The organism is Pectobacterium brasiliense (genome assembly GCF_013449685.1).
GTDB classification, from domain to species: domain Bacteria; phylum Pseudomonadota; class Gammaproteobacteria; order Enterobacterales; family Enterobacteriaceae; genus Pectobacterium; species Pectobacterium brasiliense_A.
Map to the genome: position 1 here is coordinate 46,198 of NZ_JACDSF010000050.1, position 13,134 is coordinate 59,331.

General features: G+C 50.1%; 13 protein-coding genes. 7 read left to right on the plus strand and 6 right to left on the minus strand.

Features of this window, described 5'->3' with window-relative positions; translation table 11 throughout:
* Nucleotides 1-192: 192 nt before the first annotated feature.
* Nucleotides 193-1,086: a LysR family transcriptional regulator gene (locus H0248_RS18120; protein ID WP_180786974.1), complete on the plus strand. Its 894-nt coding sequence runs from the start codon at nucleotides 193-195 to the stop codon at nucleotides 1,084-1,086.
* Nucleotides 1,087-1,183: 97 nt separating this feature from the next.
* Nucleotides 1,184-2,266: an MBL fold metallo-hydrolase gene (locus H0248_RS18125; RefSeq protein ID WP_180786975.1), complete on the plus strand. Its 1,083-nt coding sequence runs from the start codon at nucleotides 1,184-1,186 to the stop codon at nucleotides 2,264-2,266.
* 255 nt (nucleotides 2,267-2,521) lie between these two features.
* Here H0248_RS18125 and H0248_RS18130 read toward each other — a convergent pair whose 3' ends face one another.
* The 3 genes from H0248_RS18130 to pth form a co-directional block, all read right to left on the minus strand.
* Nucleotides 2,522-3,979 (minus strand): TrkH family potassium uptake protein, encoded by a 1,458-nt coding sequence (locus H0248_RS18130; RefSeq protein WP_102116539.1) that lies wholly within the window; start codon nucleotides 3,977-3,979, stop codon nucleotides 2,522-2,524.
* 126 nt (nucleotides 3,980-4,105) lie between these two features.
* Nucleotides 4,106-5,197: a redox-regulated ATPase YchF gene (ychF, locus tag H0248_RS18135; protein WP_039275079.1), complete on the minus strand. Its 1,092-nt coding sequence runs from the start codon at nucleotides 5,195-5,197 to the stop codon at nucleotides 4,106-4,108.
* 129 nt (nucleotides 5,198-5,326) lie between these two features.
* Complete coding sequence (gene pth, locus H0248_RS18140) at nucleotides 5,327-5,914, minus strand: aminoacyl-tRNA hydrolase (RefSeq protein ID WP_010274897.1); 588 nt, start codon at nucleotides 5,912-5,914, stop codon at nucleotides 5,327-5,329.
* 314 nt (nucleotides 5,915-6,228) lie between these two features.
* Here pth and ychH point away from each other — a divergent pair, with 314 nt between their 5' ends.
* Nucleotides 6,229-6,498 carry a stress-induced protein YchH gene (gene ychH / locus H0248_RS18145; RefSeq protein ID WP_029368994.1) on the plus strand — a complete coding sequence of 90 codons (270 nt, stop codon included), beginning with the start codon at nucleotides 6,229-6,231 and terminating at the stop codon, nucleotides 6,496-6,498.
* Between the two features lie 179 nt (nucleotides 6,499-6,677).
* Here the strand turns inward: ychH and prs are convergent, their stop codons facing one another.
* From prs to lolB, 3 genes are all read right to left on the minus strand, one after another.
* Nucleotides 6,678-7,625, minus strand: coding sequence for a ribose-phosphate diphosphokinase (prs, locus tag H0248_RS18150; protein ID WP_010274915.1), 948 nt, complete (start codon nucleotides 7,623-7,625; stop codon nucleotides 6,678-6,680).
* Nucleotides 7,626-7,762: 137 nt separating this feature from the next.
* Entirely contained in the window at nucleotides 7,763-8,635 is an 873-nt protein-coding gene (ispE, locus tag H0248_RS18155) for a 4-(cytidine 5'-diphospho)-2-C-methyl-D-erythritol kinase (protein ID WP_180786976.1), read from the minus strand.
* Nucleotides 8,636-8,638: 3 nt separating this feature from the next.
* On the minus strand, nucleotides 8,639-9,262 hold the full coding sequence (lolB, locus tag H0248_RS18160) for a lipoprotein insertase outer membrane protein LolB (protein ID WP_180786977.1): 624 nt from the start codon (nucleotides 9,260-9,262) through the stop codon (nucleotides 8,639-8,641).
* Between the two features lie 232 nt (nucleotides 9,263-9,494).
* Here lolB and hemA point away from each other — a divergent pair, with 232 nt between their 5' ends.
* The 4 genes from hemA to H0248_RS18180 are packed head-to-tail and all read left to right on the plus strand — an operon-like array spanning nucleotide 9,495 to nucleotide 13,132.
* Nucleotides 9,495-10,751, plus strand: coding sequence for a glutamyl-tRNA reductase (gene hemA / locus H0248_RS18165; protein ID WP_180786978.1), 1,257 nt, complete (start codon nucleotides 9,495-9,497; stop codon nucleotides 10,749-10,751).
* 46 nt (nucleotides 10,752-10,797) lie between these two features.
* Complete coding sequence (prfA, locus tag H0248_RS18170) at nucleotides 10,798-11,880, plus strand: peptide chain release factor 1 (RefSeq protein WP_095699512.1); 1,083 nt, start codon at nucleotides 10,798-10,800, stop codon at nucleotides 11,878-11,880.
* Nucleotides 11,880-12,725, plus strand: a complete 846-nt coding sequence (gene prmC, locus H0248_RS18175; protein ID WP_180786979.1) for a peptide chain release factor N(5)-glutamine methyltransferase — start codon at nucleotides 11,880-11,882, stop codon at nucleotides 12,723-12,725. The genes prfA and prmC overlap by 1 nt, the downstream gene beginning before the upstream one ends.
* 5 nt (nucleotides 12,726-12,730) lie before the next feature.
* Nucleotides 12,731-13,132: a SirB2 family protein gene (locus H0248_RS18180; RefSeq protein WP_116162973.1), complete on the plus strand. Its 402-nt coding sequence runs from the start codon at nucleotides 12,731-12,733 to the stop codon at nucleotides 13,130-13,132.
* Nucleotides 13,133-13,134: the final 2 nt, after the last annotated feature.

Sequence of the window (13,134 nt, forward strand, 5' to 3'; positions counted from 1 at the left end):
GAATCCTGATTCTGGCAGCCATTAGTGTTGGCGACCTAAAACTTGCTGGACACGATACTTGATAAGTTTTTGACCCGGCAGGGCCAGAAAACAATGCATTTGCTTAACATAATGCGTATTGATTAAGTAGACTAGATGTATAAAAATAATTAGCCTTATCATTTAAATGATAAATGGTGTAAGGAGAAAGCTTTGCGTCGCGACGAAATTGCAGATCTGACAGCGTTCGTAGTTGTTGCTGAAGAACGCAGTTTTACCAAAGCTGCTCTCCGCCTGGGAATGGCGCAATCAGCCCTGAGCCAGATAATTCGCCGTGTTGAGGAACGCCTGGGTTTACGATTACTCGCGCGCACGACACGGAGTGTCTCGCCAACAGAGGCTGGGAAACGCCTGCTTGAGAAGCTAGGTCCGATGTTTCATGAGCTTGACCTTGTGATTAGCTCTCTCGATGAGCTGCGCGACCGGCCTTCTGGAACTATTCGGCTCACGACGGTGGAACATGCGGCAAAGACCATACTCATGCCCGCCATTGAGAGATTACTACCAGAAAACCCCGATATTCATATTGAAATCAACGTTGATCATGCGCTGGTAGACGTTGTAGCCAATCAGTTTGATGCTGGCATTCGCCTTGGGGGAGAGATCGACAGGGACATGATTGCTATGCGAATTGGTCCAGATATCCCGATGGCAATCGTTGCCAGTCCGGCCTATCTGACAAGATTTCCGGCACCCAAAGTACCCACTGAGCTAATCGATCATAACGTCGTCAACTTCCGGCTGCCAACATCTGGCACAGTAATAGGATGGCGCCTTATGAGTGACGGACGTGAAATAGAAGTTAGAGGTAAAGGACAACTGGTCGTGAATACTATTGAGCTACTGGTCAATGCAGTACTTGATGGTCATGGTCTGGGATATATCCATCTTGATCAGGTGCAGGGATTTATTGACAACGGAGAACTTATCCAGGTACTCGATGAATTCACACCGGACATACCGGGTTATCATCTTTACTATCCTAACCGCAGGCACCACTCTTCTGCGTTCTCTTTACTCGTAGAAACCCTCCGATATTGCCACTAATCTGTTATATATTCTGCGATGGAAAATAATTTCCGAATTCCAAGCGGCCCCTTCATTACGAAATATATTCATTACGAAACGACACTGGATAAACGCTATGCTTTTGTTACTCGTTTTGGCTGTGATAGCAGTCGCCGTTTACGGCTGGTTAAAACAGCCGCAGTATGTATCACCAGAGGTCAAGCCCCAGCCGGAAAACCCACTCTTTCTCGATGGCGCATTTCATAACCCAGTGGCTCGACCGACGGTCGATAGCCAGAACCGATTCACGCTGCTGTATCGCTTTCTTTTTGAGAAAGACGCTGGCGCGTTACCAGATACCCTATTGCCGACGGAAAAAACCGATCTGCACCAGTTGAGTAAAACGGATAACGTCATCATCTGGATGGGCCATTCCAGCTATTTCATTCAACTGGAAGGGAAAACGTTCCTTCTGGATCCGGTATTTAGCGACAACGCTTCGCCGGTGCCACGCACCAACGTCGCCTTCAAGGGCAGCAATGTGTATGCACCGGATGATGTTCCCACCATCGACTATCTGCTGATCACCCACGATCACTGGGATCATCTGGATTATCCTACGCTGAATGCGTTACGCGGGAAAATCCGCCGCATCGTCACGCCAACGGGCGTGGGTTCCTATTTTGTAAAATGGGGTTTCCCGCAGAAAGACATTACGGAAGGCGGCTGGTTCAGTTGTCTGAAAGAGAATGGTATCGACATCCATGTGCTTCCGACACAGCATTTTTCTGGCCGGCTCCTTAAGCATAATCAAACGCTGTGGGGTTCATTTGCGCTGATCACGGAACAACATCGTCTGTATCTCGGCGGGGACAGCGGCTATGGTGCGCATTACAAAGCGATCGCTGAGCGTCTAGGCGGATTCGATATCGCGATACTGGAATGCGGGCAATACGATCGGGACTGGCCCCACGTTCACATGACGCCGGAAGAAAGTGCGCAGGCGGCCAGTGATTTGCAGGCAAAAGCGGTACTACCGAGCCATAACAGCAAATTTAAGCTGGCGCACCACCGCTGGAACGATCCGCTGGAACGCATTTCGCAGGCTAGCCAAGATCAGGCCTGGCGGCTGATGACGCCCCGTATTGGTGAACGCGTTCAGGTCGATAACCCGCAGCAGACGTTTAGTCAGTGGTGGAATTTCAGTTCTATGAAGTGATGCTGCATATCTCAACGAATCTATGCTGTGTCCCTTAACTATTTATTGTTCAACTCAGCATGGGTAATAACTGTGCAAAAAAGCTTTTAAACGATAAAAATCGCTCCAGAAACGCTTAATATTCAACCAAAAATCACATTTCGGAAAGGGCACCTACAGTACTTTTTGGTATGTGAGGAGGTTAAGGGACACACTCTAGCTAACGATCCTCTGAATCAATAAAAGCCTGCCCGATGTGATCAGGCAGGCATAATGCTATGCGCGCCAGAAGAAACGTGAAAAAAGCATCAAAATAGGGTAAATCTCCAAGCGTCCCATTATCATCGCTGCACACATTAAATATTTAGCCTCATCTTTGAGAGTACCAAACGTTGAGGCTGTTTCACCAAACCCTAATCCCATATTGTTAATGCATGCCGCGACGGTAGCAAACGAGGTGAGTAAATCATATCCCATCATATTCAGTACCCAGATGAAAAAGATTGTGAAAAGCATATAAAGGAAGAAGAAACTCCATACAGAATGCATGACACGATCATTCACCGTACTGCCACCTACTTTTATATTCATTAATGCACGTGGATGAGCCAGTTGATGTAATTCATGCCGACTTTGCTTCAGCAAAATCAAAAAACGTAATGTTTTAATGCCACCACATGTTGAACCAACACACCCCCCAAAAAAACTCATAAATAACAAAAACACAATAGTGTGAGTTGGCCAGTTCGCATAATCAGCGGTTGCCAGACCGTTATCAGTCATCATGGAACTTGCAAGGAAAAAGGCATGGATGAAACTATCAAACATGTTATACATCCCCGCGTGCCATACTTGCCAGGTAGTGAGGAGAACAACAATACATGTCACCAGCAGAAAGAAACGAAGTTCGGCATTACGCTGAAAAGGTTTCAGGGTACGTTTAGTGATAGCGATATACCATAAGGTAAAATTAAATGCGGAAAGCAGCGAAAATAAACCCGCAACGAATTCAATAGCATGGTTGTTGTAAAAACCGATACTTTCCGTTTGGGTCGAGAAACCGCCTAGTGATACAGTTGATAAACCATGACACAGTGCGTCAAAAGCAGGCATCCCCGCAAGCATGTAAGAAAAAGTACAGGCTAATCCGAGCAGTGAATATGTTAACCAGAGACTGCGTGATGTATCTGCCAGTCGAGGCGTCAGTTTTTCTTCTTTAAAAGGACCTGGCATTTCCGACTGATAAAGTTTTGCTCCACCAATACCTAATAAAGGGAGTACTGCAACGGCAAGGACAATAACCCCCAAACCGCCAATAAAATTCAGTTGAGCTCGATAATAAAGATAGGCATGTGGCAGTGAACTAACATCAGCTACAACGGTAGCGCCAGTTGTGGTTATACCGGAAACGCCTTCAAATAATGCATCGGCAAAGCTTAAGTTCAGTGCGTCATCCTGCCATATCGGAATGGCGCTAATAAGAGAAAATAATATCCAAAACAGGACGATAATGATAAATCCATCTCGGGTTCGTAGTTGTATTCCTGCTCGCCGGGTCAGAACCCAGGCGATGCCTCCGAGAGAAAAAAAAGTAATGAACGTACTGAGAAAAACAAAAAAACTCTTCTCTTTGTTCAGCAATGCAATAACCATCGGTGGCAGCATGGAAAAACTGTATAAAAAAACTAAAAAACCACAGATATGTGTTACTACACGAATTTGGGATGAATTAATAGAATAATAGTTTTTCAAACGAAAGCTCCCAAATTAAAAATGAAAATCCACGCAACTGCGTGGATTTTATGAGGTTTGTTAGTCTGCATACAATGCTGTGATATCGCATGAGACAACAGAAGTAATTTAGACGTTGAACAGGAAGTTCATCACATCGCCATCTTTAACGATGTATTCCTTGCCTTCTGAACGCATTTTTCCGGCTTCTTTTGCGCCTTGTTCACCCTTGTAGGTGATGAAGTCTTCATAGGCGATAGTCTGGGCGCGGATGAAGCCTTTTTCGAAGTCGGTGTGAATCTTACCGGCGGCCTGCGGGGCGGTAGCGCCGACAGGGATGGTCCAGGCACGAACTTCTTTCACGCCAGCGGTGAAGTAAGTTTGCAGGTTCAGCAGCTCATAGCCCGCACGGATTACGCGGTTCAGACCCGGCTCTTCTAACCCTAATTCAGCCATGAACTCTTCACGGTCAGCATCGTCCAGCTCGGCAATATCCGATTCAACGGCGGCGCAGACGGCCACAACGACAGAGCCTTCAGCGGCTGCGATTTCACGCACTTTATCGAGGTATGGATTGTTTTCGAAACCGTCTTCGTTAACGTTAGCGATGTACATCGTTGGTTTCAGCGTCAGGAAACTCAGGTAGCGGATGGCCGCTTTATCTTCATCGCTTAAATCCAGCGAACGCAGCATGCCAGCGTTTTCCAATTGTGGTAAACACTTCTCCAGCGCGGCCAGCTCAGCTTTAGCATCTTTATCGCCGCCTTTGGCTCTCTTCTGCACGCGATGAATCGCGCGTTCACAGGTGTCGAGGTCAGACAGTGCTAATTCAGTGTTGATGACTTCGATATCATCAGCCGGATCAACTTTGTTGTTTACGTGGATAATGTTGTCGTTTTCGAAGCAGCGTACAACGTGGCCGATGGCTTCCGTTTCACGAATGTTGGTCAGGAACTGGTTACCCAAACCTTCACCTTTGGACGCGCCTTTTACCAGACCAGCGATATCAACAAATTCCATGGTGGTAGGGAGGATACGCTGTGGCTTAACGATTTCAGCCAGCTTGTCCAGACGTGGATCGGGCATTGGCACTACGCCAGTGTTCGGCTCGATGGTACAAAACGGGAAGTTGGCCGCTTCGATGCCGGCTTTGGTCAACGCATTGAACAGAGTGGATTTACCGACGTTAGGCAGCCCAACGATACCGCATTTGAATCCCATGTTTATATCACCTTAAATAACTTATTAATCAGGCAATTACTATCTATTGCCTGTCAGAATGGAAATATTTCGGCAGATTATACACGGAATGGCGATTTATCTCGATCTGCCATCCGCATTCTGACTAGATTATGCCGCTTTGAAGGCATGCAAGCGGTTCATCGCTTTGATCATGTCTTCTTTCATCAGGATTTCTGTGCAGCGTACGGCTTCGTCAATGGCATCGTCGATCAGCGTCTGTTCGCTCGTCGGCGGTTTGCCCAGCACAAAGCCAGTCACTTTGCTTTTATCACCCGGATGGCCGATACCGATGCGTAAACGATGGAAATTCGGGTTGTTACCCAATTTACTGATGATGTCTTTCAGACCGTTATGGCCGCCGTGTCCGCCGCCTAGCTTAAGTTTGGCAATTCCCGGTAATAAATCCAGTTCATCGTGTGCAACCAGAATTTCATCAGGCTGGATACGGTAGAAGGTGGCCATTGCCGCGACGGCTTTGCCGCTCAGGTTCATGAACGTGGTGGGAACCAGCAGACGGACATCTTGCCCAGCCAGATTAAGGCGGGAGGTGTAACCAAAAAATTTGCTTTCTTCTTTCAGCGGCTGACGGTAAGCGTCCGCCAGACGATCGACAAACCAGGCTCCCGCATTATGGCGGGTGGCGGCGTATTCAGCGCCGGGATTCGCTAGGCCGACAATTAATTTAATGCTGCTCACGGTATATTCCAGATTACGTGCTTAAACTGACGCAGGGTAGCGTGATAAACGAAAGCGCTAGTTTACACACCGCATGAGGTATAGCCAAATATCGGTGTTGGAATGTAAAAATAATGTTATTTGTTTAGTGATGTGATTATTCGGATTTTTGTCTATTTGTTTGTTTAAACGTAAAAAAATATTAATCATCCCCCTTATCTGTGATCCCTCCCGCAATCATCTAAGTACATTATTGCCTATAATTACATCAATAATAAGAGAGTAAACAGTAATGGCACTCCGATTCATCCACAGAATTAATCTGGAGGTGGCAGATGAAACGCAAGAACGTGACAGTACTAGGTAATGTATTGATGGGTATCGGGATGATCATGATGATTGGCGGCATCGGTTTTTCTATCGCCAGCCAGTTCCCGAAACTGAATGTTCCTGAATATATGACTTACATTGATCTGGTCAGTATTTTTTCTGGCGCAATATTTTGGTTGGCGGGGGCGCGTATTAGCGGGCGTGAAGAAGTCGCGGATCGTTACTGGTGGGTTAAGCACTTTGATAAGCGTTGTCGCCGCCAACGTCACCCATAACCGTTAAGGCGCCATAGGCGTGAATGAAAATTGAACATGAGAGCCGCTGTAGCTTTGCTATGGCGGTTTTTTGTTTTTATAGCGATAGCGTTTTTACAGTGATGAAAATAAGAAAGCCACCTTGTTACAGGTGGCTCCCTCATTATCGTTTTTGAACGGGGTTACCCGATCAGCAGCGATTAATGTTCAAACATTGCAGAAATGGATTCTTCGTTGCTGATACGACGAATCGCTTCGGCCAACATACCGGACAGCGTCAGCGTACGAACATTCGGCAGTGAACGAATGTTTTCCGCCAGCGGAATGGTATCGCAGACAATCACTTCATCAATGACAGAGTTCTTGATGTTCTCGTAAGCGTTGCCTGAGAAAATCGGGTGTGTGGCATAAGCGAATACACGTTTAGCCCCACGTTCCTTCAGTGCTTCCGCCGCTTTGCACAGCGTGCCGCCAGTGTCGATCATATCGTCAACCAGTACACAGTCACGGCCAGCGACGTCACCGATGATATGCATCACCTGAGAAACGTTGGCACGCGGACGGCGCTTGTCGATGATCGCCATATCGGTATCGTTCAGCAGTTTAGCGATTGCGCGAGCACGCACAACGCCACCGATATCTGGAGAAACCACGATCGGGTTTTCCAGATTTTGTTGCAACATGTCTTCCAGCAGGATCGGGCTACCGAATACGTTATCTACCGGGACATCGAAGAAACCCTGAATCTGCTCAGCGTGCAGATCTACAGTCAGAACACGGTCAACACCCACGCTGGACAGGAAGTCAGCAACGACTTTCGCGGTGATTGGCACACGTGCGGAACGCACGCGACGATCCTGACGGGCATAGCCGAAGTAGGGGATAACGGCGGTAATACGTCCCGCGGAAGCGCGACGCAGAGCATCAACCATCACAACCAGTTCCATCAGGTTGTCATTGGTGGGTGCACAGGTGGACTGGATGATGAAAATATCACCACCGCGTACATTTTCATTGATTTGCACGCTGACTTCGCCATCGCTAAAACGACCGACAGCGGCGTCGCCAAGGCTAGTGTACAAACGGTTGGCAATACGTTGTGCTAGTTCCGGGATGGCGTTACCAGCAAAAAGCTTCATATCAGGCACGAGAAGAACCTCAGGCTTGCGTCCAGAGAAATATTGCACCTGCCAAGCAAGGAAAAACAACAGGTACAACATGCATACGGGTGTATGAATTAAGTTTGCTACAGACTGGCCGCGTGGCAGCCGGTGTGTGGCAAAACCTAACGTTGCCCAGAAAGCGTACGGTGTAGCGGAGAGATATTAACACCTCTCGCGACGAAACCGTTTAACCATTCCGGGGCCTGGTCAAGCACCTGACGGGCTGCGAACTCGGTGTCAAACTCTGCAAACACACAAGCCCCCGTTCCAGTCAGGCGCGCCGGGGCATATTCTAGCAGCCATGAAAGTAGCTGTTCAACCTCACGAAAACGTTTTCTTGCGATAGCTTCACAATCATTGACGAAGGTCTGGTTTAATAAAGTTTCTAAATCACGAATTGGCGAATTCCGCGTCAACTCAGGATCGCTGAAAATCAACGGCGTGGCAATACTCACGCCAGGATGAGCGACCAGATACCATTTTTCTGGCGGATTTGCGGGGGTTAACTGTTCGCCAATGCCTTCGGCAAAGGCAGAATGCCCACGAACAAAGACGGGAACATCTGCACCCAATTGCAGCCCCAGTTCGGCCAATGTATCCACGCTCAGCCCGCTTTGCCACAAATGGTTGAGGGCGACCAACACGGTCGCTGCATTGGATGAACCACCGCCCAGCCCGCCGCCCATCGGCAGACATTTCTCAATACTGATGTCTGCGCCGAACTGAGCAGGGCGAATATCGTGGCGTTCGCAGTGCTGCTGTAATAAACGTGCGGCGCGGACGATCAGGTTTTGCTCGTTCTCTACACCGTCGACAGGGGTAAGCAGGTTAATCTGCTCGTCATCACGCGGCCGAATCGTCAAGGTGTCACCGTAATCCAGAAACTGGAATAGCGTTTGCAGCAGGTGATACCCGTCTTTTCTCTGGCCGGTAATATAAAGAAACAGGTTCAGTTTGGCGGGGGCAGGCCATGTCTCGATAACCGTCGGTTGCATCGCTTATTTAACCATCCAGTTATTCATCTTCAGCTTAATACGCTGTTCACCCTGAACCAGCTCCAGACTGGTTGGCAGCGGAGGCGTTAACTCGGTGTTGTAGCTCTGATAGCTGACATTCCAGTTTTGGTTGCCCTGACGATAGGTGATGGTTTTCAGCAGATAGCGTTCATCCAGCGTGAATTCGGTGGCGTCACCTGGGATGCCGAGGATCCACTGGCGCAAATTATTTAGCGGGATCGCCATACCGGTCAGTTGCTGAATCATGTATTCGGCATCTTTACCCACGTAACGCTTACCCTGATTGTCGGTGATTTGCACGCCGTCAGGCTGGGCACGCAGTTCTAATTCGGTGCTGCCGAGCGGGTTGGTCAGCAGCAGTCGATAACGTTGCGGCGGTGTGTCCTGCCAGAAGAAATTGGCTGATACTCTTTTACTATCGGAGATATAGGCAAAAGCGCCGCGTATCTGATATTGGCTGAGCTGCTGGACCTTTTGCTGATGCTGTTGCCACTCTGGCGAGGTAGGGCTTTTACCCGTTTGGGTCGGTTGATTAATGCTACAGGCGGCAAGCAATACGCTGGCTAAAGGCAGTAAACGCAGGCATCGGACGGTTTTGGTTGGCATGTCGGTCGTATCCTGTAAATGAACGAAGTCCGTGAAATACGTCACGCTAACGGGCTTACCGCTCAGCGTCAATGATTGTTATTCGTTAATGGCGTTTATTGTTTTTTGTCAAAAAGTGACTACCTCAGACGAGGTGTATCGCGTGCTGTCGCTTTTCTTGCACTCCTGCATCAAGTAGAATGCGGTTCAAACGAAATCCATACTAAGACCGGTATTACTCAGAAACAGCCTAATGACCCTGCTTGCGCTTGGTATTAATCACAAAACCGCACCGGTTTCTCTGCGTGAACGTGTTGTGTTCTCACCAGATAAACTCGGGGTGGCCCTCGACAGTCTGCTACAGCAACCGCTGGTGCAGGGCGGCGTTGTGCTGTCTACGTGCAATCGCACGGAACTCTATCTTAGCGTTGACGAACAGGAAAACCAGCGGGAGCAGCTGATTCGCTGGCTGTGTGAATATCATCAACTGCGCCCGGAAGACGTCAACGGCAGCCTGTACTGGCATCAGGATAATGCTGCCGTTAGCCATTTGATGCGTGTTGCCAGCGGTCTGGATTCTCTGGTGTTAGGCGAACCGCAGATTTTGGGGCAGGTGAAGAAGGCGTTTGCCGAATCACAGCGTGGTCATTCCTTGTCCAGCGAACTGGAGCGGCTATTCCAGAAATCTTTTACTGTGGCCAAGCGTGTTCGTACGGAAACGGATATCGGTGCCAGCGCGGTGTCGGTGGCATTTGCTGCCTGTACGCTGGCGCGGCAGATTTTTGAATCACTGGCGGATGTCACGGTGCTGCTGGTCGGTGCCGGAGAAACTATTGACCTGGTCGCTCGTTATCTTCGCGAGCACAAAGTGCAGAAAATGGTGATCGCGAACCGCACCCGTGAACGTGCGCAGGCGCTGGCAGCAGAAGTGGGCGCAGACGTCATCACGCTGGCAGAGCTGGACGAACAGCTCGTTCAGGCCGATATCGTGATCAGTTCAACGGCAAGTACGTTGCCGATTATCGGAAAAGGGATGATGGAACGGACGCTGAAGGCGAGACGGAATCAGCCAATGCTGATGGTGGATATTGCGGTTCCGCGTGATATTGAGCCGGAAGTCGGCAAATTACCGAACGTTTATCTCTACAGCGTGGACGATCTGCACGCGATTATTCAGCATAACCTTGCGCAGCGCAAAGCGGCGGCGGTGCAGGCTGAATCTATCGTGCAGCAGGAAAGCTCTGACTTCATGGCGTGGCTGCGTGCGCAGTCCGCGGTGGAGACCATTCGTGATTATCGTGCTCAGGCCGATGAATTGCGTGCGGAAATGACGGCCAAGGCGCTGGCTGCCATCCAACAAGGCAATGATGTTGAAGCGGTGATTCAGGAACTGACCCACCGTTTGACCAACCGTCTGATTCACGCGCCGACCAAGTCCCTTCAGCAAGCCGCTCGTGACGGCGACCAACACCGGTTACAAATTTTACGTGACAGCCTTGGGCTGGACTAGCATTCATCTCTACTATTTATTTCTACTACAGGATTTAACCGCCCGCATGAAGCCTTCTATTGTTGCTAAACTGGAAGCGTTACAAGAACGCCATGAAGAAGTCCAGGCGTTACTCGGTGAGCCCAGCGTCATCGCTGATATGGATCGCTTTCGCGCGTTGTCGCGAGAATATGCGCAGCTCACTGATATTACCCGCTGTTTCCAGCAATGGCAGCAGGCGCAAGAGGATCAGCAAACCGCAGAAATGATGCTGGACGATCCTGAAATGCGCGATATGGCGCAGGAAGAGTTGAAAGAAAGCAAAGCGACTATTGAAGCACTGGAGCAGCAGCTTCAGGTGCTGTTGTTGCCGAAAGATCCCGACGATGAGCGCGGCTGTTTTCTGGAAGTGCGCGCCGGAACGGGCGGCGACGAAGCGGCGATCTTTGCCGGCGATCTGTTCCGCATGTATAGCCGTTATGCTGAATCACGCCGCTGGCGCGTTGAGGTGGTGAGCGCCAGCGATGGTGAACATGGCGGCTATAAAGAAGTTATCGCCAAAATCTCTGGTGATGGTGTGTACGGTCAGCTCAAGTTTGAATCCGGCGGTCATCGCGTTCAGCGCGTTCCCGCGACGGAATCTCAAGGGCGCATTCACACCTCGGCCTGTACGGTCGCCGTGATGGCGGAAGTGCCAGAAGCGGAGATGCCGGACATCAACCCAGCGGATTTACGCATCGATACCTTCCGCTCTTCTGGCGCGGGCGGTCAGCACGTTAACACCACCGATTCCGCTATCCGTATTACCCACTTGCCAACCGGTATTGTCGTGGAGTGCCAGGACGAGCGTTCACAGCACAAAAACAAAGCCAAAGCGTTGTCGGTGTTGGGCGCGCGTATTCGTGCCGCAGAAGTGCAGAAACGTCAGTTGGAAGAAGCGTCAACCCGCCGTAACCTGCTCGGCAGCGGCGATCGCTCTGACCGTATTCGTACTTACAATTTCCCGCAGGGAAGGGTGACCGATCACCGCATTAACCTGACGCTTTACCGGCTGGATGAAGTCATGGAAGGGAAACTGGACACGCTGATTCAGCCGGTCGTGCAGGAATACCAGGCCGATCAGCTTGCTGCGTTGTCCGAGCAGGAATAATGACGTATCAGGATTGGTTAATCTCGGCCACGGCGCAGCTCGCGGCGGGAGAAAGTCCGAAGCGAGATGCGGAAGTTTTGCTGGGGTTTGTGACTGGCAAGTCCCGTACGTTCTTGCTGGCGTTTGGTGAAACTGAGCTGAACGTGGCTGAGCAGCAGCAGTTAACTGAACTGCTGGCGCGTCGTGAACAGGGCGAACCCATCGCTTATTTAATCGGCGTGCGCGAGTTCTGGTCACTGTCGCTGGCTGTTTCGCCCGCCACGCTGATTCCTCGTCCCGATACCGAATGTCTGGTCGAACAAGCCTTGCTACGCCTGCCTCAAACGCCGTGTGCTGTGCTGGATTTGGGCACGGGAACCGGTGCGATTGCGCTGGCGCTGGCGAGTGAACGGCGTGATTGCCGGGTGACTGGCGTTGATGTTCACCCCGATGCCGTTGCGTTAGCGACAAAAAACGCCCAGCAATTGGGGCTCGACAACGCCCATTTCTTATCCGGAAGCTGGTATTCACCGCTTGATCACACCCGCTTTGCGCTTATCGCCAGTAACCCCCCGTATATTGATGCCGATGATGTGCATCTGTCGCAGGGCGATGTCCGTTTTGAACCTGCCAGCGCGCTGATTGCCGCCGACAACGGACTGGCGGATTTACGCACGATTATTGAATCTGCGCCGCATTATTTGGACGACGGTGGCTGGCTGCTGCTGGAACATGGCTGGCAGCAGGCTGATGCGGTGCGTCAGCTATTGCAGGCCCGAGGATTTACACAAATAGAAACCTGTCAAGACTATGGTGGCAATGACCGCGTGTCGTTAGGACGCTGGTCGGATGCCCCAATTTATTAGGAGCAATGGACGTGATAACTCTTTACCCAGCCACGATATATCTGCATCTGGCAACGGTTGGTATCAGTATTTCCCTGTTTGTGATTCGTTTTTTTTGGCTGTGCCGGCAATCCGCTATGCTGCAACAGCGCTGGGTGAAAATCCTGCCGCATATTAACGACACCTTGTTATTAATCAGCGGTATTGGTTTAATCGTTCTCAGCCATACGTATCCGTTTACTCCCGAGCAAAGCTGGCTGACGGAAAAACTGTTTGGCGTTATCATTTATATCCTTCTTGGCGCTATCGCCTTGGGGAAACGCCCCCGTAGTCAGAACGTTCGCTGGCTGGCGTTTGTATCTGCTTTACTATGCTTTGGTGCGGTCGTGCTGTTGGCACTGACGCAGTCACCGTTGCTGATGGAATAATT

Coding starts and splice junctions, on each gene's coding strand:
- H0248_RS18125 (WP_180786975.1), top strand. CDS start 1,184: ATGCTTTTGTTACTCGTTTTGGCTGTGATAGCAGTCGCCGTTTACGGC.
- ychF (WP_039275079.1), bottom strand. CDS start 5,197: ATGGGATTCAAATGCGGTATCGTTGGGCTGCCTAACGTCGGTAAATCC.
- ychH (WP_029368994.1), top strand. CDS start 6,229: ATGAAACGCAAGAACGTGACAGTACTAGGTAATGTATTGATGGGTATC.
- ispE (WP_180786976.1), bottom strand. CDS start 8,635: ATGCAACCGACGGTTATCGAGACATGGCCTGCCCCCGCCAAACTGAAC.
- lolB (WP_180786977.1), bottom strand. CDS start 9,262: ATGCCAACCAAAACCGTCCGATGCCTGCGTTTACTGCCTTTAGCCAGC.
- hemA (WP_180786978.1), top strand. CDS start 9,495: ATGACCCTGCTTGCGCTTGGTATTAATCACAAAACCGCACCGGTTTCT.
- prfA (WP_095699512.1), top strand. CDS start 10,798: ATGAAGCCTTCTATTGTTGCTAAACTGGAAGCGTTACAAGAACGCCAT.
- prmC (WP_180786979.1), top strand. CDS start 11,880: ATGACGTATCAGGATTGGTTAATCTCGGCCACGGCGCAGCTCGCGGCG.
- H0248_RS18180 (WP_116162973.1), top strand. CDS start 12,731: ATGGACGTGATAACTCTTTACCCAGCCACGATATATCTGCATCTGGCA.